This window comes from Mesorhizobium sp. WSM4841 (assembly GCF_055811515.1).
In genome coordinates, this window is the sequence record NZ_JBVVQC010000026.1 from 47,509 (window position 1) to 70,385 (window position 22,877).

At 61.1% G+C, this 22,877-nt stretch carries 20 protein-coding genes and 2 tRNA genes; 12 read left to right on the plus strand and 10 right to left on the minus strand.

Annotation, left to right across the window (positions count from 1 at the left end; all coding sequences use genetic code 11):
- Positions 1-141 precede the first annotated feature (141 nt).
- A complete protein-coding gene (locus tag AC0L14_RS25235) occupies positions 142-1,806 on the minus strand; it encodes an ABC transporter substrate-binding protein (RefSeq protein WP_123150057.1) in 1,665 nt (554 codons plus the stop codon).
- A gap of 295 nt (positions 1,807-2,101) precedes the next feature.
- Here AC0L14_RS25235 and AC0L14_RS25240 point away from each other — a divergent pair, with 295 nt between their 5' ends.
- The 3 genes from AC0L14_RS25240 (at position 2,102) to rbsK (ending at position 4,634) form a co-directional block, all read left to right on the plus strand.
- The gene (locus tag AC0L14_RS25240) at positions 2,102-3,160 is read left to right on the plus strand and encodes an ABC transporter ATP-binding protein (RefSeq protein ID WP_473751087.1); all 1,059 of its coding nucleotides are present in this window, start codon (positions 2,102-2,104) and stop codon (positions 3,158-3,160) included.
- Positions 3,161-3,250: 90 nt separating this feature from the next.
- Positions 3,251-3,703 carry an RbsD/FucU family protein gene (locus tag AC0L14_RS25245; RefSeq protein ID WP_192364795.1) on the plus strand — a complete coding sequence of 151 codons (453 nt, stop codon included), beginning with the start codon at positions 3,251-3,253 and terminating at the stop codon, positions 3,701-3,703.
- A gap of 4 nt (positions 3,704-3,707) precedes the next feature.
- A complete protein-coding gene (gene rbsK / locus AC0L14_RS25250; protein ID WP_473751088.1) occupies positions 3,708-4,634 on the plus strand; it encodes a ribokinase in 927 nt (308 codons plus the stop codon).
- A 304-nt stretch (positions 4,635-4,938) separates the two neighbouring features.
- Here rbsK and AC0L14_RS25255 read toward each other — a convergent pair whose 3' ends face one another.
- The gene (locus AC0L14_RS25255) at positions 4,939-5,721 is read right to left on the minus strand and encodes an ion transporter (protein WP_473751089.1); all 783 of its coding nucleotides are present in this window, start codon (positions 5,719-5,721) and stop codon (positions 4,939-4,941) included.
- Positions 5,722-6,317: 596 nt separating this feature from the next.
- On the opposite strand from AC0L14_RS25255, the gene AC0L14_RS25260 reads away from it, so the two are divergent.
- Together AC0L14_RS25260 and AC0L14_RS25265 are read left to right on the plus strand one after the other, a co-directional pair.
- A complete protein-coding gene (locus tag AC0L14_RS25260; protein WP_473751090.1) occupies positions 6,318-6,812 on the plus strand; it encodes an EF-hand domain-containing protein in 495 nt (164 codons plus the stop codon).
- A gap of 54 nt (positions 6,813-6,866) precedes the next feature.
- A complete protein-coding gene (locus AC0L14_RS25265) occupies positions 6,867-7,160 on the plus strand; it encodes a hypothetical protein (RefSeq protein WP_473488893.1) in 294 nt (97 codons plus the stop codon).
- A 93-nt stretch (positions 7,161-7,253) separates the two neighbouring features.
- On the opposite strand, the gene AC0L14_RS25270 is transcribed toward AC0L14_RS25265, so the two are convergent.
- A tRNA-Asp gene (locus AC0L14_RS25270) sits at positions 7,254-7,330 on the minus strand.
- Positions 7,331-7,545: 215 nt separating this feature from the next.
- Between AC0L14_RS25270 and AC0L14_RS25275 the strand changes: the two genes are divergently transcribed.
- A tRNA-Val gene (locus AC0L14_RS25275) sits at positions 7,546-7,621 on the plus strand.
- A 96-nt stretch (positions 7,622-7,717) separates the two neighbouring features.
- Here AC0L14_RS25275 and AC0L14_RS25280 read toward each other — a convergent pair.
- Positions 7,718-8,281 (minus strand): pentapeptide repeat-containing protein, encoded by a 564-nt coding sequence (locus AC0L14_RS25280; protein WP_473751091.1) that lies wholly within the window; start codon positions 8,279-8,281, stop codon positions 7,718-7,720.
- A 728-nt stretch (positions 8,282-9,009) separates the two neighbouring features.
- On the opposite strand from AC0L14_RS25280, the gene asnB reads away from it, so the two are divergent.
- The 6 genes from asnB (at position 9,010) to AC0L14_RS25310 (ending at position 16,303) form a co-directional block, all read left to right on the plus strand.
- Positions 9,010-10,947 carry an asparagine synthase (glutamine-hydrolyzing) gene (asnB, locus tag AC0L14_RS25285; RefSeq protein WP_473751092.1) on the plus strand — a complete coding sequence of 646 codons (1,938 nt, stop codon included), beginning with the start codon at positions 9,010-9,012 and terminating at the stop codon, positions 10,945-10,947.
- A 20-nt stretch (positions 10,948-10,967) separates the two neighbouring features.
- Positions 10,968-11,231 (plus strand): acyl carrier protein, encoded by a 264-nt coding sequence (locus AC0L14_RS25290; protein ID WP_473751093.1) that lies wholly within the window; start codon positions 10,968-10,970, stop codon positions 11,229-11,231.
- 22 nt (positions 11,232-11,253) lie between these two features.
- Positions 11,254-12,798 (plus strand): class I adenylate-forming enzyme family protein, encoded by a 1,545-nt coding sequence (locus tag AC0L14_RS25295; RefSeq protein WP_473751094.1) that lies wholly within the window; start codon positions 11,254-11,256, stop codon positions 12,796-12,798.
- Positions 12,795-13,802 (plus strand): NAD(+) synthase, encoded by a 1,008-nt coding sequence (gene nadE / locus AC0L14_RS25300; RefSeq protein WP_473751095.1) that lies wholly within the window; start codon positions 12,795-12,797, stop codon positions 13,800-13,802. Before AC0L14_RS25295 ends, nadE begins: the two co-directional genes overlap by 4 nt.
- 291 nt (positions 13,803-14,093) lie before the next feature.
- On the plus strand, positions 14,094-15,332 hold the full coding sequence (locus tag AC0L14_RS25305) for a flavin-containing monooxygenase (protein ID WP_473751096.1): 1,239 nt from the start codon (positions 14,094-14,096) through the stop codon (positions 15,330-15,332).
- Between the two features lie 287 nt (positions 15,333-15,619).
- Entirely contained in the window at positions 15,620-16,303 is a 684-nt protein-coding gene (locus AC0L14_RS25310; protein ID WP_473751097.1) for a hypothetical protein, read from the plus strand.
- Between the two features lie 83 nt (positions 16,304-16,386).
- Here the strand turns inward: AC0L14_RS25310 and AC0L14_RS25315 are convergent, their stop codons facing one another.
- The 6 genes from AC0L14_RS25315 to AC0L14_RS25340 form a co-directional block, all read right to left on the minus strand.
- Positions 16,387-17,502 carry a hypothetical protein gene (locus tag AC0L14_RS25315; RefSeq protein ID WP_473751098.1) on the minus strand — a complete coding sequence of 372 codons (1,116 nt, stop codon included), beginning with the start codon at positions 17,500-17,502 and terminating at the stop codon, positions 16,387-16,389.
- Positions 17,503-17,807: 305 nt separating this feature from the next.
- On the minus strand, positions 17,808-18,593 hold the full coding sequence (locus tag AC0L14_RS25320; RefSeq protein WP_473751099.1) for an SDR family oxidoreductase: 786 nt from the start codon (positions 18,591-18,593) through the stop codon (positions 17,808-17,810).
- Complete coding sequence (locus tag AC0L14_RS25325; RefSeq protein ID WP_473751100.1) at positions 18,590-19,585, minus strand: ABC transporter permease; 996 nt, start codon at positions 19,583-19,585, stop codon at positions 18,590-18,592. The genes AC0L14_RS25320 and AC0L14_RS25325 overlap by 4 nt, the downstream gene beginning before the upstream one ends.
- Positions 19,586-19,723: 138 nt before the next feature.
- A complete protein-coding gene (locus tag AC0L14_RS25330) occupies positions 19,724-20,764 on the minus strand; it encodes a sugar ABC transporter substrate-binding protein (protein WP_473751101.1) in 1,041 nt (346 codons plus the stop codon).
- 39 nt (positions 20,765-20,803) lie between these two features.
- Positions 20,804-21,568, minus strand: coding sequence for an ATP-binding cassette domain-containing protein (locus AC0L14_RS25335; protein WP_473637691.1), 765 nt, complete (start codon positions 21,566-21,568; stop codon positions 20,804-20,806).
- Positions 21,565-22,731 carry an ROK family transcriptional regulator gene (locus tag AC0L14_RS25340; protein ID WP_473751102.1) on the minus strand — a complete coding sequence of 389 codons (1,167 nt, stop codon included), beginning with the start codon at positions 22,729-22,731 and terminating at the stop codon, positions 21,565-21,567. The genes AC0L14_RS25335 and AC0L14_RS25340 overlap by 4 nt, the downstream gene beginning before the upstream one ends.
- Positions 22,732-22,877: the final 146 nt, after the last annotated feature.

Consider the following 22,877-nt stretch of genomic DNA (forward strand, 5'->3'; position numbering starts at 1 on the left):
TTGGCGGGCCAGGCTTGGGGGGGAAACGGCGGGGCCGCCCGGCGGCGCGGCGGTTCACTGACGGCTTTTATGCCGGGGGGGCCTATCAAGCGGCGGGCGGGGGGCTGCGGGGCGCGGCACCACGGTTCCTAGAATCTCAGCCTACATGCCAAGCGAGGCCTTGTAGAGCTTGATCTGATTTTCGCGGCCGATCTGGTCGGTCAGCTTCTCCCAGGCGGCCGCAATGGCGTCGGCGCCTTCCTGCGCCGTCATCTTGCCGGCAAATGTGTTGGCCAGGATGTCCTCGGCGGCACTGTAATATTGGAAGATGCCGGGGATGCGCGGCTCGATCGCGGCGTTCGGATGGTTGTAGCTGTCGGCCTCCGACTTCAGATACGAGGTGATGAAAGCCTCGTCGTAACCGGCCGCCACCCATTCCGGAATGTCGAAATGCGAGTTGCGGTAGGGCTGGAAGCCGGACGGATATGCCGCGCACCAGAGCGACAGGTCCTTGCCGCCGAGATGGGCGGCGGCAGACCAGGCCGCCTTCTTCTTCTTTTCGTCGCTGTCGACCCGTGCCATGACGTAGACGCCCCAGCCGAGATAGGCGCAGTTCGGCGCATGGTTCGGGCCGCTGGCGAGCTTGTCCCACTGGCCGGTCTTGGAATTGTAGACGTCGTCCGAGCCTGGCAGGATCGAGAAGCCGGTGACGTCGCCGACGACAGAACTGTCGTTGGTCTTGACGTTGGAGCCGACGTCGCCCCACCAGGTGACCATCGAACCGGTGCCGGCCAGGAACTGCTGGAAGGCGGTGGTGTTCGGGTCAGCGTTAATCTGATCGGCAGGCTCGGAAGGCAGCGCGTCGATCACGTCCTGGATCGCCCGCACCCAGGCTGGATTGTTGATGCGCGGCTTCATCGTATCGGCATCGAACAGCCAGGCCTTATCGTCGGGATGCTTGGCATAGGCGCTGGCGCGGCTGCCGAGGAAGTAGAAGCCGAAGCCGCCCCAGGCCTTGGGCGCGTCGAGATAGCCGAAGACGTCCTGGCCCTGGAACTGCTTGCCCTTGAGGAACTTGGTCACCGCCTGCACCTGCTGCCAGGTCTTCGGCACGCCCCATTCGCCGCCGCCGCCGCCTTCCTGCCACGCCTTGGCGAGGTCGGCATCGGCAAACACGTCGGTGCGGTAGTTGAAATTGTGCGCGTCACCGTCGACGGTCACGCGGTACTGCTTGCCGTCCCAGGTGCCGACCGGTGGCTGCAGATAGGCCACGACGTCCTTCATGTCGATCTGGTCCTTGACCCAGTCCGGCATTTCGGAAGTGAGGCCCTTGCCGCAGACATCGCCTTCAAACGGCGCGCCCATCTCGATGATGTCGAAATCGACGGTGCCGGTGGCAATCGACTGCTGCAGCCGGGCGTTGTAGTCCGCCTGCGCCAGGTCGATCCAGTTGATCTTGGCGCCGGTATAGGTCTCCCACGGCTTCAGGAAGCCGCGAAACAGCACATTGTGCAGGTTCTGGTTGTTGAGCCCCATGAAGGTGAGCTGGACGCCGGCGAATTCGCCTTCCTTGACGCTGGCCTTGGTCGCCTCCAGGCAGAGCTCGCCGACCTGCTGGAAGTCGGCATCGGTCGGCTGGCCCTTACCGACACCGGGGATCTGCAGGATCTGCGCACGCAGCTCGCCTGCGGCGGAAGCAGGGCGCGTCAGTGCACCAAGCCCGGCGCCGGATGCCGCTGCGATCGCGGCCATGCTGGCCGCGCCCTTGAGGACATCGCGGCGAGTGGCTCCCGCGCGCATAAATTGGTTGTAAAGGCTGACTTTCATCTCATTCCTCCCAGAATCTCAATGGTGATTGTTTCGGGTGTTTGGAGCGCTGGACGTGTTCCCCAACAACAGCGACTCCTGGAAATAGGGCCCAAGTTTTCCTCCCGCGACACTTCGATTTCCGTAGTCCGAACTAGTGTGCCGGCACGCCCGGAACAGGGGTCAAAACCCGAGCCCTTTCACTATTCTCACAACCAAGTGCCGTGTCAACGAGGATGGGGTTTTTTATCTATAAAAGACTGACTTGCCCTAGCCGTTTGCGTTGTTTAGCTTCACCGCAACGAAAGGGGGGCCGATGGCTCAAGTCGCGATCAGCAATGTGGCCAAGGCGTTCGGAACCGTCAAGGTCCTGCACGATGTCAGCGTCGACATCGCCGACGGGCAGTTCGTGGTGCTGGTTGGCCCTTCGGGGTGCGGCAAGTCCACGCTGCTCAGAATGGTGGCGGGGCTGGAGACCGTTTCCGGCGGCACGATCGCCATCGGCGACCGTGTCGTCAATCATCTGCCGCCGGCCAAGCGCGACATCGCCATGGTGTTCCAGAACTACGCGCTCTATCCGCACAAGACGGTCGAGCAGAACATGGCCTTTGCGCTGAAGCTGCGGAAGACCGACCCGGCTGATGTCGCCGAGCGGGTCAAGCGTGCCGCCGATATCCTCGACCTCAATCCCTATCTCAAGCGCTATCCGCGCCAGCTCTCGGGCGGCCAGCGCCAGCGCGTCGCCATGGGCCGCGCCATCGTGCGCAACCCGCAGGTGTTCCTGTTCGACGAGCCACTGTCTAACCTCGACGCAAAGCTGCGCGTCCAGATGCGCACCGAGATCAAGGAACTGCACCAGCGGCTGAAGACCACCACCATCTATGTCACGCACGACCAGATCGAGGCCATGACCATGGCCGACAAGATCGTGGTGATGCGCGACGGCCGCATCGAGCAGGTCGGCGCGCCGCTGGAACTGTTCGACCGGCCGGCCAATCTGTTCGTCGCCGGCTTCATCGGCTCGCCGTCGATGAACCTGCTCAAGGGCGTGGTGCGCAAGGGCGACAAGCCTGTCGTCGAGATCGCCGGGACGCCGTTTCCGATTGCTGCGAACAGCGCTGTGGAGGATGGGCGCAAGGTGGTCTACGGCGTACGGCCCGAGCATCTTGAAATCCACCCCGACGGCGTGCCGGCGAAGATTTCCGTCGTCGAGCCGACCGGTTCCGAAACGCTGGTCTTCTTGCGCTTCGGCGAGGGCGAGATGGTGGCGCTGTTCCGTGAGCGCCACGATTTCAAGCCGGGCGACACGCTGCATCTGAAACCGCGGCTCGACCAGGTCCATCTCTTCGACTCAGAGACCGGCCATCGTCTTTAACACTTTGAATTTGCGCCTGAAAACCGACAACACTTTTTCGGGATCATGCGCCAGGCTTCGCATCAAAAAAAGCCCGTTCGGGAGGGAACTATGCTTAAAGGGATCAATCCGCTGCTCAATGCCGACGTGCTCCAGGCGCTGCGGGCGATGGGCCATGGCGACGATTTGATCATCGCCGACACCAACTTCCCCTCCGATTCGGTGGCGCGCCAGACCGTGCTCGGCCGGCTGCTGCGCATCGATGCGCCGGCCGCGGACGTGGTCAAGGCGGTGCTGTCGCTCTATCCGCTGGACAATTTCGTCGACGACGCGGCCGCCCGCATGGAGATCGTCGGCAAGCCGGACGAGATTCCGGCAGTGCAGACGGAAGTGCAAAGAGAGATTGACGCTGCTGAGGGCAAGGCCTGGCCGATGATTTCGGTCGAACGCTACGCCTTCTACGAACGTGCCAAAAAGGCCTATTGCGTCATCCAGACCGGCGAGCGCCGCTTCTATGGCTGTTTCGCCTTCCGCAAAGGCGTCGTGCCGCCGGATGCGGAGTAGCGGGATGCCAGGCAAGCCTGTCGTCATATTGGGGGTCTTCGTCGCCGACACCGCTTACCGCGCCGCGCGCCAGCCGCGCATGGGCGAGACGCTCCTTGGCACATCCTTCACCCTCGGCCCGGGCGGCAAGGGTTCCAACCAGGCGGTTGCGGCCGGCCGGCTCGGCGCCGACATCACCTTCCTGACGCGCCTCGGCGTCGATCCCTTTGCCGACATGGCCAGGCAAACCTGGGCGCAGGCCGACGTGAAAAGCGCTATCATCGACACGCCGGAAAGCTACACGGGTGCGGCTTATATCTTCGTCGAGGAGACGACCGGCAACAACGCCATCATCGTCAGCCCCGGTGCGGCCATGCTGATTTCGCCCGACGACATCGAGGCTAACGCCGGCCTGATCCGCTCGGCCGGCGTCTTCGTCACCCAGCTCGAACAGCCGATCGAGGCGGCGCTGCGGGCGCTGGAGATCGCGCACGGGGCAGGGGTAACGACCATCCTCAATCCGGCGCCCGCGGCAAGCCTGCCCGAGCGCATCTACACGCTTTGCGACTATGTCACGCCCAATGAGACCGAGGCCGAGGAACTGACCGGCATCAAGGTGTCGTCCATCGACGACGCCCGCCGAGCCGCCGACAGTCTGCTCCAGAAGGGTGTCGGCGCCGTCATCGTGACGCTCGGTGAAAAAGGCGCGCTGCTGCACACGGCCAGCTGCTCCGACCATGTCGGCGCGATCAATGCCGGCCCTGTGGTCGAGACCACCGGAGCAGGCGACGCCTTCAATGGCGGCCTGGCCGCAGCACTTGCGAGAGGGGTGGAACCGCTGCAAGCGGTCCGCTTCGCCTGCGCCGTCGCCGGCATCTCGGTCACCCGGCCCGGCACGGCGCCGTCGATGCCGACGCTGCAGGAGGTCGAGGCATTGCTCGTCAAGGGGTGAGGCCGCGCAGCCTCGCCGGCGCTCTCGACTTTAGTCCGTTCCGACCACGGTGACATATTAGTCACAGTTAATGTAAATCGGAAAACCCATCTTGCGTCATTGGCACAGGTGTCCCGTAATGGGTCACTGGGTCTGGCGCCGCAATTGCACGGTCAGCGATGCCGGGGGGCAATCTTGACCTGGCAAGGGGGGGTGATTGGGGGGCCCCGCCGCTTCGCAAATGGAGCGGCGGGGTCTTTCACGGCACCACACCATCACAAGCCGCCGACGGATAGGAATGTTTTGCAATGCTCGCGGAGGCGATCTAGCCGCGAACGCCGGACAATTCGCGGACCTCTGCCCGCAGCGCCCGTAACTCCGCGAGGATGATGGCCTGATCGCTGTGCAGCGTAGCCCTGTCGGCCGATTCTACGGCCTCATGCTCGGCCTCCATCGCCGAAACAATCACGCCGATGAACAGATTGAGCACGGTGAACGAGGTCGCGAAGATGAATGGGATGAAGAACAGCCAGGCGGTCGGATAGACCTCCATGACCGGACGCACCACGCCGTCCGACCAACCTTCGAGAGTCATAACCTGGAAAAGCGTGAAGAGCGATTCCGGTATGCCGCCGAACAGTTCGGGAAAGGACGAGCCGTAGAGCTTCGTCGCCATCACCGCAAAGACGTAGAACACCAGCCCAAGCAACAGCATGATCGAGCCCATGCCGGGCAAGGCGGTGATGAAGCCGGTGACGACACGGCGCAGCGACGGAACGATGCTGATCAGGCGCAGGACCCGCAGGATGCGCAGCGCCCGCAGCACGGAGAGCGAACCGGTCGCTGGAATGAGCGCGAAACCGACGACCAAGAGGTCGAAGATGCGCCATGGATCGCGGAAGAAATTCGTCCTGTAGACGACCACCCGGATCGCGAGTTCGAAGACGAAGACGCCAAGGATCGCGCGGTCGATGGCCGTTAGAAGCAGGCCAAAAACAGCAATCGCATCGGGCGAGGTTTCGAGGCCGAGCGTGACGGCGTTGATCAGGATCAGGACCATGATCGTGAGGTCGAAATGGCGCGATTCGATGAGCGATTTCAGGGCCAAGGCTTCTTCTCCGTTAGAGCATCGGACCCAAAGTGGGAACCGGGTTCGGGAAAATCCAATGCTCAAACGCATATGACAGGCCTGGAACGCAACAAAATACAAAAAGTTGAAACTCTCAGGAAACCGAAAGTCGAAACTTTTGTATTAAGGAACCAAGTAGTTCGGCACAGTGATTTTGACAGATGGGGGTCGATCGGCAGCTCCCGTCAGCGTGCCGATCTCAGTGGCAGCTCGCAAACTTCTAGGATTAGCCGAAGCACCCCGCCACTTCGTCATCCCAGGGCGGGAGCAAGGAGCGAAGCGACGCGCGCAGACACTAGGATGACGAAGTGGAGAGGTGTTTCGGCTCATCTCCCATGCTTGCGATTCGCCACTGACGGGAATTATCGACGTTCGCTGCCGATCGCCGATCTGCCAAAGTCACTGTGTCGAGGCTCTAGTGACTGCGTTCATTCGCGGCAGCGCGACGGATTGCGTCGCTCGTCAGGACCAAGATGCTGCGATCATCTACCAAGTCGCCAGGAACCATGCGGGGGAGCAGCGGGTTTGGCTTGGATGCCGACACGTTCGGTCCACCATTCTCCAAGGAGAATACAATGACACTAGCAAGCAAGACCACAGCAGTTGCCGCGGCGTTGGCTATGCTGGCTTCGCCGGCACTATCCCAGACGAGCTCACCTGCGCCCGCCGCACCTGCACAGGATCGTGGCTCAGAGTCGTCGCCAAGCGGGCCAACCGAAGACTCCATGCGCCAAATGATGCGTGAGATGATGACCGAGATGCTGGAGGAGAGAATGCAGGAGCATCGCCGCCCCCGAGCAGAACGACGAGGTGGCGATCGTTGGCATCGCGATTTCCGAAGAGGTCCGCATGACGGGCGCCGAATGGGAGGCGGGATGATGCATGGCGCACGGATGCGAATGATGTTCGCCATAGTGGACGCCGACGGCGATGGTGCGCTTTCTCAAACCGAGGTGCAGGATTTCATCGGGCGGATATTCAACGCCGTCGACGAGAACGGCGATGACAGCGTCGACAGGGAGGAAATCCGATCCTTCTTCCACGGAGGTGGCGACGAAATGGGTGAATAAATCACTGCAAGTCTTGCGCGTTCCTGGACGGAAATTCAGGAGAGGAATTCGGAAATGGCTGGTCTCGTTGGCAAGTTTGTCGGGAAAACCCCGGCGCCTCGCAAGGGCATGGCTAGTCCCAACCAGAACAGAATGGCTGAGCTCAGCGAGCGCCGCACCGAGCTGAATCTGCAGATCAGCCTGCTCAACGAACATGAAACCACACGACTGATCGAAACCGCTCTGACGGAGCGTTTGAAGGTATCGACGCCGGCAGATGACGAACTGCCCCAGCTAGCTCACAACGTCGATCCGCAAGCGGTGATGAGCCAAATCGAACGGATCTCTAAAAATCGAACCAAGCGCTAGAAATTATCGAGTGCCCAAGGTCGACCCGAATATCTGAATTGCCGGTCCGGCATTCAGAGTTTTTTCATTTCCAATCAGCTAAGTGATTGAAAATGGCGCGAGTGACGGGGCTCGAACCCGCGACCTCCGGCGTGACAGGCCGGCACTCTAACCAACTGAGCTACACCCGCGCAAGACGAGCACGGTCAGCCGTGTTCGTCGTTGGGGCGGTGGATAAGGCGTAAGCCACCGGGTGTCAAGCGGAGCGCGACAGCATAACAGCAAACAGGAGAAGGTTTTTTGACAAGGCGAATTTTGTTGCCGAAAACGACCAGCGGCGAGGTCATCGTGCGCTCATTTGGCCTTGCGAACCCCGTCCTAACTGCTTAAAGGTCCGGCCCGGAGCGGGCGATTAGCTCAGTTGGTAGAGCGCTTCGTTTACACCGAAGATGTCGGCGGTTCGAGCCCGTCATCGCCCACCATAAAATCAATAACTTCCGCCCAGAAGACGAACTTCCGGGTTCATTGAACTCGGAGGCAATTCAAAAACGGCATCCCCTCTCCATCAAATGCCGGGACTAGCAGCCTCTGTTATCTATGAGGCCGTCTGGCATTGTTGTGTTGCAAAGTTTCGCGTCCACAAGCAGCGCCGCGTCTAAGTTTAGTACCAAATGCAAGTTTGCTCCCTCCAGGTTTGCGCCCGACAGCCGCGCTTGCGCAAGGCGCGCGCCCCTTAGGCTTGCGCCAGTCAAGACCGCCCCTGACAGGCTCGCATTTGACAGGTTTGCGCCAGAAAGGCTCGCCTTCGACAGGTTCGCATTCGACAGATTCGCGCCTGACAAATTCGCGTAATTCAGGCTGGCGCCAGATAGTTCCGCGCCGGAAAGATTCGCACCGCTAAGGTCCGCACCATTCATGTTTGCTTCCTTAAGGTCGGCGCCCGTTAGGTTCGCATTGGTCAGAATCGCGCCCGGCAGATAGCTCCCCGTCATGCTGGCGCCCGACAGGTCGCAGTCTGCGCATATTGGCTTGGACCTGAGACGCTCGACCGCATCCAAATCGAACGCAGTCGTGGAAGAAGTGCCCAGCCCAACGGCCAGCGCAGTGAAAACTGTCAGTTGTTTTATCCGCCATCCCAGCATGTTTACGGCTCTTTTTGGAAAAATGCGACCTGCGGTTGTACTGCCGCAGATCGCCCGCGTCTTGGCGTCGTTCCTAGTGTCGCGCCATCTGTCAACGATGCCTAGAAGCTAGGCGGCGCGCCCAGTCGGTCAACGCGATAGACCACAGGCCATGCCGCCGAATGGTATCATGGGGACCGGCTACCAAACACGATCTCAGGGTTGTTGTGGGCTCTAAACGCGGAACAGATCAGGGCCGGGCGGCGTTAGGCAGCACTGGGAACCCCGAATGACTCCTCCGGGTTCCAGTTGAGCCGGCGGAAATGCCCCTCGGTTCCCTCCGGGACATCTCGCCAGTTCATTCGACTATCAGCGCTTTCAAGGTTGCACGTGAGCAGAGCGACAGGCGCTCGCTGACTTCGGGGCAAACCTAATCGTTCTTAGTTTCCGCACGTTTTGTCGGGTTAGGGCGGGCGGCTCGGGATTGCAAATCCATCGAGCGAACAAGCGATCTGTGACGGACCCACTGAGCCGGCGATGGGCGGCAACGTGACTGCGCCGCCGTTGCTCGAACAAAGTTGCGTTTAGCGTTGAAATACACTTTTCTATCTCGACGAGATAATGGAGCTAAAAAAGTACATTTGTTGTTTAATTATTGTTAACCATGTGTTAGCCGAAGTTATCCGGTTAACGCTTGAGGCAACTATTGAGGTTATGTTTCGTATATCGCTGATAAATGAGTCATACCAATGTGCGGATTCGGGGGCTATTTCGGTTCGATCCGGGATGCGGAAGCTTTGCTTGCGCGGATGATCGCTGCGATCGCCCATCGCGGGCCGGATGAGCAAGGGAAATTTGTGGCAGCCGACGCCGGGCTCGGGCATGCGCGGCTGTCCGTGATCGGGATCGGTGATGGCCAGCAGCCGATGTCCGACGTGTCAGGCAATTTGACGATTGCGTTCAACGGCGAGATTTTCAACTACCTGGAACTGCGCGAAGGGCTGATAGCCAAGGGCCGGCGCTTCCGCACGTCGAGCGACACTGAGGTCATCCTGCACCTGTATGACGAGATGGGCGAAGACTGCCTGCCGCTTCTGAACGGTGATTTCGCCTTCGCGATATGGGATAACAGGCGTCGGCGTATGGTGCTTGCCCGAGACCGGATGGGTGTCCGGCCGCTGTTCTACACGAGCAAGGACGGCGTGCTTTACTTTGCGTCGGAGATCAAAGCCCTGCTGAAGGTCCCCGGCGTCTCGGCCGAGATCGATCCGATAGCACTCGACCAGATTTTTACGCTGTGGGCGCCGATCGCTCCCCGCACGGCTTTCCGCAATATCCACGAGCTGGAGCCGGCAAGCGTGATGATCGCGACACCGGGGCAAGTCACGGTCAAGCGATACTGGCACCTCGACTATCCGCATCGGGACGCGCCGTCGAAGCTCACGAACGAGGACGATGCGGCCGAGGAACTGCAGGCGCTTTTGACCGATGCGGTGAGGCTTCGCATGCGCGCCGACGTGCCGGTCGGTTCTTATCTTTCGGGCGGGCTCGATTCATCCCTTGTTTCGGCGCTTGCCGCCGGTATGACCCCTCTCAAACTGCAGACATTTTCCGTCACGTTCGACAGCGCCGAGCACGACGAAAGCGCCTTCCAGACCGAGATGGCTTCAGCACTTGGCACCCATCATCGAACCATTGCCTGCCGTGCCGGCGATATCGCCGGTGTCTTCCCCGAAGTCATCCGCTTTGCCGAGCGGCCGATCATCCGCACCGCACCGGCACCTCTCTACCAGTTGTCCGGCCTTGTTCGCCAGGCCGGCCTGAAAGTGGTGCTGACTGGCGAGGGCGCCGACGAGGTCTTCGCTGGGTACGATGTCTTTAGGGAAGCGCGTGTTCGGCGGTTCTGCGGACGGCAGCCGGCATCGCGCATGAGGCCGCAGCTGTTCCGCAGGCTGTATCCCTATCTGCCGGGTCTGCAGCAGCAGTCCGTGGAGTACCTGGCTGCTTTCTTCGGCGCCGGCAACACTGCGCTCGATGATCCGCTGTTCTCGCATCGGACGCGCTTCAAGACCACGGCGGCGGCGAAGATTTTCTTTTCCGGCGACCTGCGTGCGACGTTGAAGGGCTATGATGCGGCCGAGGACCTGGTCAGCCGGTTGCCCCAAGCATTTTCCCTGTGGCACCCGCTGCATCAGGCGCAATATCTCGAAACCCGCTTCCTCCTGCCCGGCTATATCCTGTCCAGCCAAGGCGATCGGATGGCCATGGCGCATGGTATCGAAGGACGTTTCCCTTTCCTCGATCCTCGTTTGGTGGAGTTCGCAGGGAGACTTCCGCCGGAAATGAAGCTGAAGGGATTGGTCGAAAAGCACATACTGCGCAGGGCAGCCAAGCACCTGCTTCCCAGCGCGATCCGGGAGCGCACCAAACAGCCTTACCGGGCCCCGGACGCCAGCTCCTTTGTTGGAGCCGGAGAACTGGATTATGTACGCGACTTGCTGAGTGAAGCGAGCATCGCTGCCGGCGGACTGTTCAACGCCAAGGCGGTGGCGAACCTTCATGAGAAATGCCGCACGCAGCCAGCGTCCGGGTTCCGCGACAACGCGGCCTTCGTCGGCATCCTATCGACGCAACTGTGGCAGAAGAATTTCACCAGCCAAGAAGTCAGCGCAGCACGAGCGGCCTGAGAAATCCAGGGAAGGAAAAAATGATGATAACAATCAAGGACAAGGTCAGAGCGTTTATCGTTGACAACTTCTTGTTTGGCGACACGTCGTACGAACTTGCAGATACAGCCTCGCTGATCGAGAACGACATCATCGACTCGACCGCCGTGGTGGAACTCGTGGCCTTCATTGAGGACAATTTCGGTATTGTGATGGTCGATTCCGACATTGTACCGGCCAACCTGGATTCGGTTGACCGTATTTCGTCCTTCATCAAGGCGAAAGCGGGAACGCCGGTAGTCTAGGCGCGATCGGCGAGGAGCGTCCGTGCGGATCGAACATTTTCTGGCCGCAAAGGCCGCTGCCCATCCCGCCAAAACGGCATTGATCACCGAGCACAAGAGGCTGCGCTACGAAGAACTGGACGATCTTTCGAGCCGCCTTGCCGCAGCCCTCTTCCTGAACGGCGTCAGGCGCGATGACCGTGTCGTCGTTTTCATGGACAATTGCTGGGAGGCTGCGGTTTCGATTTTCGCTGTCCTCAAGGCAGGGGCGACCTTCAGTCCGGTCAACCCATCCACCAAAGCCGACAAGCTTGCCTACATCATTGCCGATTGCGACGCTGCGGCGATCCTCACGCAAGCAAAACTGATGCCCGTGGTCACTGAAGCGTGCGGATCGCACGGCACAGGCATCTTCGTGACTTCCACCGCTGGTGCCGATGGCCAATGCCCGGCAGGGGCTGCGTCCCTGGCGGACTGCCTGACGCTCGAAGCCAGAGAGATAGACCACCGCGGCATTGACGTCGATCTTGCGATGTTGATCTACACCTCAGGCTCAACGGGCCGGCCCAAGGGCGTGATGATGACGCACCGCAATTGCGACGCGGCAGCGGACTCCATCACCACCTATCTGCGTAACACGCCCGATGACATCATTCTGAATGTCCTTCCACTCTCTTTCGACTATGGCCTCTATCAGTTGCTGATGGCCGTCAGGCTCGGCGCCACGCTCGTGCTCGAGAAGTCCTTCGCCTTTCCTCAAGCGATCTTTGAGCGTATCCGCGAGGAAGGCGCCACCGGTTTTCCGCTTGTGCCGACGATGGCAGCGATGATCCTGCAGATGCGTGACTTGGCTCCGGGCTTCCTGCCCAGCGTTCGTTATATTTCCAACACGGCGGCTGCCTTGCCGCCGGCTCATATAGAACGTCTGCGGTTCCTTTTTCCCGGTGTCAGGCTGTATTCGATGTATGGCCTGACGGAATGCAAGCGCTGCACCTACCTGCCGCCTGAGGAGCTCGATCGCCGGCCGGGGTCGGTCGGCATAGCCATCCCGAACACCGAAGCCTTTGTCGTCGACGACCACGGGCAACGCGTGCCGCCAGGCGTAGCGGGTGAACTGGTCATTCGCGGACCGCACGTCATGCAGGGCTATTGGCGAAACGAAGCTGCGACGGAACGAGTGCTCAGAGCGGGCCCGGATCCTTGGGAGAAGGTTCTCTACACCGGTGACCTGTTCAGGACCGATGAGGACGGCTTTCTCTATTTCGTCGGCCGCAAGGACGACATCATAAAGACGCGGGGAGAGAAGGTGGCCCCGAAGGAAGTGGAAGCCGTGCTTCACGCCCATCCCGGCGTCGCTGAAGCCGTTGTCGTCGGCGTGCCGGATCCGGTGCTCGGGCATGCGATCGGCGCATTCGTCGTACGCTCGGACCCGACGCTCAGCGAAAAAGATGTCATGCGCCACTGCGCACGTCACCTTGAGGACTTCATGGTCCCCAAGGTCATCGAGTTCCGCCGGGAACTGCCGAAGACGGATACGGGCAAGGTCAGCCGTCGGCTTGCGGCAGAGATGATGGAGGCCGCGCAGTGAGTGTTCGCCCGACCCAGGACGCGCAGACCTTTCTGGCGCAGGCTCTGGCGATCGACCCCGCCGTCGAAACGGACAGGATCGTGACGGCCTTGCGCAACCAGTTGCGCGGCATTCGAAAGCGCGGCCTCGTGCTCGGTCTTTCCGGCGGGATCGATTCCAGCGTTTCGGTCGCCTTGGCCGCGCGGGCCATCGGCGGCCAGAATGTACTTTGCCTCTTCATGCCGGAAAACGATTCCGATCCGGAAAGCCTACGGCTCGGTCGGCTTGTCGCCGACACTTTCGGTGTAGAGGCTATCGCAGAGGATATCGGGCCGGCCCTGGGTGCGATGGGCTGCTACCAGCGTCGCGACGCTTTCATCCGCCAATTGGTCCCGGAATACGGCGAAGGCTGGGCCTCGAAGATCGTGATTGCGAACGCCCTCGAGGGCGAGGGCTACAATATTTCGTCGCTGGTGGTGCAGGACCCCAAGGGCAAGCAGACCAAAATAAGAATGCCGCTGCCGGTCTATCTCGGTATCGTCGCCGCAACCAACATGAAGCAGCGCACCCGCAAACAGATCGAATATTTTCATGCCGACCGCCTGAACTTCGCCGTTCTTGGAACGCCCAACCGGCTGGAATACGATCAGGGCTTCTTCGTCAAGAACGGTGACGGCGCGGCGGACGTCAAGCCGATCGCCCACCTCTATAAGACGCAGGTCTATGCGCTGGCGGCCTATCTCGGCGTTCCCGAGGAAATCCGCAACCGGCCGCCGACCACCGATACCTATTCGCTGGCACAGACGCAGGAGGAGTTCTACTTCTCGCTTCCCTATGACCGCATGGATCTTTGCCTTTGCGGCCTCAACAACGGCGTGGCCGCCGAAGTGGTGGGGCAGGCGGCGGGATTGACTGCCTCGCAAGTTGAACGCGTCTGGACCGACATCGCCGCCAAGCGCAAGGCGACGCGCTATCTGCACCTGCGTCCGCAACTTGTTGATGAGGTCGAGGAAGTCGATACCTGACCTGCCTCTCCAACCTAGCCACGGCGAGCGCTTCAGGGTGACCGATGTTCCGCCCCCACATTGCCCTGTCCGTCTTGATCTGTGATCGGCTAGTGGACGAGCAAAGGGCGTTCTCGATGGAGACTACGTTGGAGGTTCTCGGGTTCGCCTTTCGGTCTGGCGAGAGGCTGGCGAACCGGAATGCGGTAGGTCAGTCGGACGGAAATCGGCGGTGCTGGACTAGTTGCCGTGGACAAGGCTTAATGCTGCGCGGCGAGATTGCCGGGGGCGATTATGAGATCACCGCAGCAAATGACCGATGGCGGCGATGTTCTCGATGCTGTCGTCATCGGGGCCGGCTGGGCAGGCCTGGGTGTCAGCTATTGGCTGGCGCGACGGGGCCTGCGCCACAGCGTATTGGAGCGGGGCCGCATAGGAGAGACCTGGCGCACACAGCGGTGGGATTTATTTCGGATGAATACTCCCAACGTGCAGACCGTCATGCCGGGCGATTGCTATGACGGTCCGGATCCGGATGGTGCCCTGACGCGCGATCAGTTCGTCACTCTCCTTGAGGATTTCGCCGGGCGCAACGCGCTGCCGATCGAACCGGATACTGCGGTAAGCGAACTCACGCACGAGAATGGTGCCTATCGGCTGACCACCTCACACGGCACGCTTTGGGCGCGCAATGTGATCGTCGCAAGCGGCAGCCTGAATTGTCCGGTGCGCCCGGTCTGGGCCGCCGCGTTGTCGCCAGCTCTCCGCCAGATCGACGCTTCCGGCTACCGCAGCGCTGCCGATCTGCCCGATGGAACGGTGCTGGTGGTCGGAAGCGGCCAATCTGGTGCTCAGATCGCGGAGGAATTGGCGGACGCGGGTCGAACGGTCTTCCTTGCGACCAGTCGTGTCGGACGGCTCCCACGGCGCTACCGAGGCCGCGACATCATGGTCTGGCTGCTCGAAAGCGGGTTTCTCGACGTGCGCCGGGAGGAAGTCATTCGACTTGCGGGACGCATCCCGCCGCGTGGCGTGCTCGGGTCGATGCATACGATAAGCCTTCAGGCGCTGAGCGCCCAGGGTGTCGTGCTGCTTGGGCGTCTCACCGGCATCGAGGATGGCGGCAGCCTCTCGTTTGCCGACGATCTCGAAGCGAATGCCCGCTTTGCGGATGAAGCCTCCGAGAATGTCAAACGCCATGTCGACGACTATATCAGCCGCATGGGGATCGATGCACCCGTTGCGGAGTCCGACCCGGCGGAGACGGTCGCGATGCGTCAGCCGAACCCGACGATCGGTTCGCTCGATCTCTCCCGCTCCGGCGTAACGAGCGTGGTGTGGTGCACGGGCTTTAAGGGCGATTTCAGTTGGATGAGGCTTCCCGGTGCGCTCGACAACGCGGGACAGCCTGTTCACGCGGATGGCGTGGCCGCCCTGCCGGGCCTTTACTTCGCAGGGCTGGACTTCGCCTCCACACGCAAGTCAGGCATCATCTTGGTGATCGCCGAGGAAGCACCTCGCCTTGTCGAACATATCGCAGGGCATTCGTGACCGCCTTTGGCATAGTCAAGAAGCTCCTGACAGTCCGGGCCGGGAGCTCGTCAGCCACCGCCTTGCGCCGCCACCAGTGTCATGTCTCGCCGCTTAGCGACGTTCCCACTGAGCGAAGGCAAAGGCCTCCAACGATCAGCCAATAACCTCGGTAGTGTCTCTGTTTGAATTTCGGTTGTGGGTGGAATGTTGCCATTCGTCTTGTCGATGGGTACGAGCAAGTAGCGCCATTGTAGGCATTTAGATATGCCCCGCCGAGTTTAGTTGCGCTAACCGCAGACAAGGCTTTGCTCAGTATGCTGGACTCAAAAACCATCCGAAAGAAGGTTGTGGAGGCACTCCATGCGCGCTTGGGGGAGAAATGGTTCAGGCTGGACAGCACCAAACTTGTGATCGCGCCGGCCGGTAATCAGACTGATTTCATCATCGAGATCGATTTCCATGCCGAGCGCCGATATGGAGACTATGATTGTTCGGCTGTGGTTGTGCTTAAGTGGAAAGAATTTTTGAATACATTTAAGGAATTTATCCGTTGGTATAATAGCACTTTCCAAGAATCTGCCCGACCCTTACCTGCCTTTCTCAGGGCTTCATTCAATGAAATTGACGGCGATTTTTCAGCTAGAAGTCGAGGCGCGTTCTGGGTTGCGAATGAACAAGATTTGGACGCCTTCATCGTCCAGTGTATCGATGATATCGACGGCAAAGTCGGCGAGTGGATCGCAAGATGGTTCACTTGGCCGTCGGCGCTTGCTGTAATGGACGGCAACAAAGGGCTGTGTGGGTCTTGGCGGGACACCGCATATTTTTGCTTGATGGAGCAGGTTCATGGGCGTGAAGCCGCTTGCTCATGGGTTCATGGTTTCGATTCGGCAAATTGGCCGGAACTTTTAGCAGCTCAGGTCGGGTATCTGCGTTCGCAGGTTTGTGGAGCAGAGCCAATGCCGCCAGCGCGCCCCCGACGACCATAGCCATTTAAGGTCCGCAACGGGTCGATGAGCCGGTATTCAAATTGAGACACTACCATAACTTCGCTCCCGCACGACTGAATGCTTCAGGTGAAGCGGCCGCCGATCAGCCGGCTCCACTGCTCGCCCGCAAGCCCGTTCAGGAAAGCTTGCGAGTTCTTCATCGCATCCAAAAGCTCTGGATCGCGTGAATGCACCACGGTCGAGGCAACGGTCAGGAAAGCTATGCGTCGCCCAAGCATTGCTTCCAGAAGTGCGGGTTGAATGCGTCCGCGCAGGCCGCTGACGCCGCGTACGGCGGCATGATCGATCAGGCAGTCGATCACCGAACCAGCCTGGCCGGGGAGGGCGAGGATCTGCAGCACGCGACCGATTTCACCCGCCCGCGCGTGATAGGCGAATGCGCCGACATTGCTGCCGACTGGCGATGCCACGGAAACATAGACAAGCTCGCCCAGCTCCGGCTTTTGTGCCGCATCAATCAGGATATGATCAAGCTGGCCTTCCGCCCACGCCGGGCGCAGGGCGAACTGGGCGGTCAACGGTTCGACGAGCTTGGCAAATGTGCCGCTGTCGATTTCGCACGTCCGAAAGGCGCCATGGCCTGCCCCGTCCGCCGCCACACCGGACCAGCGTCGTTCGCTGGACTTCATTCGCCTGCAATAAAGTCGGTCGACGGCATGCGCCAACGGATTGAGCATTCGGGCAAGCTTCATGCGACTGGCGGAAAGGCCGATGATAAAGCCCGACGGTCGCATTACGCGTACCCAGTCAAGGCTGTATTGCGGCAGGACCACGCCGCGCAGCCGGGTCCACAACTTGGTGGAAATATCATTGGCCGTCTCGCTGAAGGAGATGTCCTGCGGACCATCCAGGTAAGCTTTCAACAAGCGAGCGCCGGCCATCGGGTCGCGCTCATGATCCTCGACCATGAGCGAGCTGCAGATGGCGGCGCGTAATTGTCGGCCGTTGAATTGCATCGGCAATATGTGAACGCCGACAAATCCGGAGATGCGGCCGGCGTCGTTGACATGGACAAGTGAGCGGAGCTCGCCTCCGCAACCGGGCGCCTCCAGATAAAACCGTCCCATATAGTCGATGAGCGAGGCCGATGCTTCGGTCCGCTCTTTGCGCAGCACGCGTTGAAACATGCCTGCGACTGCCGGAAGATCGGCACCTTCGAGGGCGCGAATGACGCTCAAGCCCGGCTCCCGGCACTGGAGTCCCGTCCATCGTGTTTCCAGACCATGGCAACGCCAGGCTTCCCATCGGCCATCGCGGCGAACGTCGGGTGTTCGTAGCGGTGCAATCTCGACCAGTTGCAATCGCTCCGGTGGCCGAAAGCAGAGCTGTAATGCTGCGGCAAGGTAGGCCCTTTTGCTTGAATCATGAAAACGAGCGTCGTTGCTGTTACCAACTTCGGGTAAACCGATGTTGAAGTATTGGTAGCGAATCGAGTTTTATCGGGCGCGCCGCCGCACGTCCGGCGAAAACCGGCGCCGAAAGATCATGGCGGAAGGAGCCGGAAATCCTTGCCTTCGGGCAGCAGCTGCCCGCCGTCGACGATGATGGTCGTGCCGGTGATGTAGCTGGCGTCGTCCGAAGCCAGGAACAGGAATGCATTGGCCACGTCGCGCGGGCTGCCGAGGCGTCCGAGCGGTATGGAGTCCTCCATGTTCTTTATATAGGCGGCGCCGCGATGCAGCTGGATTGCTTCGGTGAGGATATTGCCGGGCTCGACGCCGTTGACGGTGATGCCATAGGCCGAGAATTCGAGAGCGGCCGAACGGATCAGACCGTTGATGCCGGCCTTGGTCGCCGAATAGTGGCCGTGACCAGGGCTGGTGACGTGCGGGCCGGTGATGGAGGAGGTGAACAGCATGCGGCCAAAGTGCTGCGCCTTCATCGGAACGAGTGCGGCACGGGCGGCATTGAAGGTGCCGCGCAAATTGACCGCCATGACACGGTCCCAGTCCTCCGGACTGGTGTTTTCCAGCAACTGCCACGGATAGATGCCGGCATTCTGGACCATGATGTCGAGACGGCCGTGACGTTCGAGCGCCAGCGCAACGGCGGCCTCCGCATCGGCCATCTGCGAGATGTCCGTGCGGATGAAGGCAGCGCGGAGCTCGTCCGCGGCCGCTTGCCCGGCCTCCACCTCGGTATCGGCCAGGACCAGCTTCGCGCCCTCTTCGGCAAAGCGCTGTGCGATGCCCTTGCCGATGCCGCGCGCACTGCCGACGATCAGCGCGACCTTGTCCGGAAGTCTTCCGATCTCTGGACGCCCGGTCATGCCAGCCTCTGGCGGATGGTTTGCTTGAAAGCGTCGAGCAGCACGGCGGCAAGCACCAGCAGGCCGTGGATCACCTGGGTGAAGTTGGCCGGGAGGCCCATGAGGTTGATCGCTGTGTTGATGGCCGACAGCAAAAGCACGCCAGCATAGACGCCGGGCAGGGTGCCGACGCCGCCCTTCAGGCTGACACCGCCGATGACGACGGCGGCGAACGCGTTGAACAGCAGGCCGACGCCGAGATTGGCGGTGGCGCCGGAGGTGCGGATCGCCAGCAGCCAGCCGGCAAGGCCGGCGATGGCGCCAGCGAGAACGAAGGCGATGACGAGGTTGCGGTTGACGCGGATGCCGGCGCGGAAGGTTGCGGTCTCGTTGCCGCCGATCATGACGAGATGCCTGCCGAAGGGGGTCTTGGCCATGATCAGCGAGAAGACCACGAAACACGCAATCGCGATCCAGGCGGTGAGGGGCAGGCCAAGGAGGCGCTGAATGCCGAACCAGCGGATTGCCGGCGCAAGATCCTGTGCGGAGCGGCCGCCGGAAATAACCAGCACGAGGCCGCGCACCCAGATGTAGGACGCCAGCGTGATGATGAAAGCACTCATCTTCACCTTGACGACCAGGTAGCCGTTGATAACGCCGATGGTGCCGCCGACAGCAAGGGCAATAAACAGCGAAACCGGAACCATCAGCCATTCCGGATGCAATTGAACGCCAAGGCCGATGCCCGCCGAGCAGAACAGGATGCCGACCGCCATCGCACTGAGCGCCGCCACGGATTCGACCGACAGGTCCATGTGTCCGGTGATGATGACCAGCGCCAGGCCGATCGACATGACGCCAAGCACGCTCGACGCCTCTATGATGTTGGCGAAGATGCCGAGCTGGAAATAGTTCGGAATGGAGATGGAGAAGACCACCAGCACGAAGACCAGCATGAACCAGACGAGGTTGTCGAGGACGAACTCGAGGGCGTGGCGCGTGCGAGGATTCATGTGCTGATCCGTCTTGCGCATCGATTCTCGGAAAGGGATCATGCGCGGATTGAAAATTGCTGCAGCTTCCTTGCGCGTCCGTTCGAACGCGCCGGTTGAGCTCCGGGCCAGCGTGGCCCGAAGCCCTAGGCGACTTTGCTATTCGACCGGCTTTACGGTGCCCGAGGGCGGCTTCAGATTGCCCCAGAAGGCCGGGTTGTCGACGTTTTCCTTGGTGATCGCAGCGCCGGGGATCTTGATGTTCGGTCCCCAGGCTTCAATGGTCACGGTCGACTTCAGGCCGAGCACGTCGTATTCGCCCGGCTTGATCTCCTGCTTGTTGACGACCTTGTCCATGAACATGGCGACGGCGGCGGCCTGAGCGTAGAGCGGCTGCTCGACTTCGACGTTGAGCCAACCCTTGCGGATCAGGTCGAGGCCGACCGGCGCACCGTTCGAGCTCATCAGCATGACGTCGCCCGGCTTCTTGCCGGCGGCCTCGAGCGAGGCGACGGCGGCGACCGAGAGGTGCGCCGCATGGCTGAAGATCAGGTCGATATCAGGGTTGGCGAGTATCTGGTCGTTGACGATGGTCCCGGCTGCATCCGCCGCCCATTGCATGGCCGGAACCGAGATGATCTTGACGTCCGGGAACGCCTTCATCTTCTCCTCGAAACCCTTCTGGATGTCGAGCGTGTAGGGGTCGCCAGGATCGCCGAGCACCTGGAGGATCTTGCCTTTCACCGATCCGTGCTTCGCCTTCAAGAGCTTCTCGGCCTGATCGGCGGCAATCTGGCCGATCTCGACCGTTCCCGCCACCGAAGTGAAGTCGGACGGTGTCGAGGTGATCTGGCGATCGAACTCGACCACCGGGATGCCGGCGGCGCGGGCGGCCTCGATAGACGGCTTCAACGCATTGAAATCGACGGCAGCGAGAATGATCGCCGACGGCTTGAGCGCGATGACGTCGTTCATTTGCGACTGCTGAGCGTCGGTCTTGTTATCGGCGTTCAGCGTCTTCATCTCGTAGCCGACCTGCTTCAGGAACATCTCCAGAGCGCTCACCGAGCCGGTCTGGAATTCGTCGAGCAATGTCGGCACCAGGTAGTAGACGGTGCCCTTGGACTGGGCGAATGCCGGCGTGAGCGTGGCAAAGGCCAGTGCCAGGATACCGAAGACAGCAAGAAGTATTTTCTTCATGTCGTTCGCTCCTTTTGCGCCGGACCCCTCGTTTGTCCCTCAGCCTGCCGGTCCGGCACCGGCGAGCGTCTCTCCGGTGATCATGTTGACCACCGCGTCGGGACTTGTTTTGTTGCGCGCGACATCGCCCGCCACGACGCCTTGCCGGATCACCACGATCCGGTCGGCGACCTGGAAGGCCTGTTGCATGATATGGGTGATGATGACGACGCCGATACCTTGGCTCGCCACCTGGCGGATCATGTCGAGGCCGCGCCGCGTCTGCTCGACACCGAGTGCTGCGAACGGCTCGTCGAGAAGCACGAGCTTGCCGCCAAAATGCACGAACCGGTTGAGTTCGATGGCCTGCCGCTGGCCGCCCGAGAGGTGCTCGACATTGGTTCTGAGCGATGGGATACGCGTGCCTGCGCTGGCCAGCGCCTTTTCGACCACCTGCTCCATGGCGGGTTCGTCGAGCACGGCAACGCCAAGAAATTTCCTGGTGATCTCGCGGCCCATGAAGAAATTGGCCACCACGTCGACATTGGTGCAAAGCGAGAGGTCCTGGTAGACGGTCTCGATCCCTGCCGCCTTGGCCTCGGCGGGAGATTTGGCGAGGAATTCCTTTCCCTCGAACAGCATGCGACCGGAGGTCGGCTCCAGGCCGCCGGCGATGATCTTGACCAGTGTCGATTTGCCGGCGCCATTGTCGCCCAGAAGCGCCACCACCTCGCCCTTGCCGATCGAGAAGCTGATGCCCTTCAGCGCTTCGATCGCGCCATAGTTCTTGGCGACGTTGTCGAGCACCAGCAGAGGTTCACTCATGCCGCGATCCCCTTGCCTTGCAGGATATCTCGCCCGCGTTCGCGCTCGGCGGTGAATATCTGGCCGAATCGTGGCGAAAGCACCCCTGAGACGGCAAGCGCTGCGGCCCCGCGCAGCACCGCATGCTGGCCGCCGCGTGCGACGGTGACACGGGGCGCCGTGCGGTCCTTTCGCGCCGAGATCGAGTTGGGAAGGTTCGCAACCGAACCGGCCAGCCGTTCAAGCAAATCGGTGGACGCCAGTCCGCCGAGGATGATGGTTTCGGGATCGAACAGGTTCTCGATGATGGTGATGGCGGTGCGGAAGATCGGCCCGACTTCATCAACCCAATCTGCGTCGCTGATGTTCCGGCGCCGCAGCGCCTCAAGCGAGAGGTACCGTTCGAGGCAACCGCGATTGCCGCAGGGGCACGGCTCGCCACCAGGCACGACAGGGATGTGACCGATTTCGCCGGCATTTCCCCAGGCGCCGCGCAACGCGCTTCCGTCATGCACCATGACGCCGCCAAGACCGACTCCGAAATAGAGATAGTAGTATTCGGAATACCCCGTCCCGAGGCCATACAGGCGCTCGCCCATTGCCGCGGCCGCCATGTCGGTCTCAAAAAACGCGGGCAGCCCTGTCGAGGCCTCCAGCCGTTCCCGAAGCGCCACGTCCTTCCAGCCGGTCATCGTTGTCGGGCCGATAAAGCTCATCGACTCGACGCCGAAAGGGCCGGGCAGCGCCATGCCGATGCCGAGAACGCGACCGCCAGGCCGCAGTCGGGTCAATTCAAGCACCATCACACCGATCAGATCGAAGGCATGGTCGGGCGTTGCGTTGGGGGCCTCGCGGTAGGTGCTCTCGATCACGTCTCCGCTCAAATTGATCAGCGCCGCATTGATCCCGAGGGGAGTGACGTGGATGCCGACGGCATAGCCGCCCTCCGGGTTGATCCGCAGGGTTGCCGGAGGCAGTCCGCGCCCCCGCGGCTCTTCGCGCATGGACAGAACGTAGCCGTGTTCTTCCAGCTCGCGAACGATGGTCGATACCGTTTGCACGGTGAGCCCGACCCGCCGGGCAATGTCGCCGCGGGCGATCGGACCGTGAAGGCGGATGGATTCGAGGACGATGCGCCTGTTGTAAGGCCGCCCGAATTCCTGATTGGTCCCCCGCAGTGCCATGTCTTGCGTCCCTGGGAGACATGAGGTTCGCACCAAAGATTTATTCAGTCAAATGGAATTCAAAAAAAATTTCGGGCGCGATCCCGGCTGAGTCGCGTTCCTTCGCGCCCCCCTCTGTCCTGCCGGACATCTCCCCCACAAAGGGG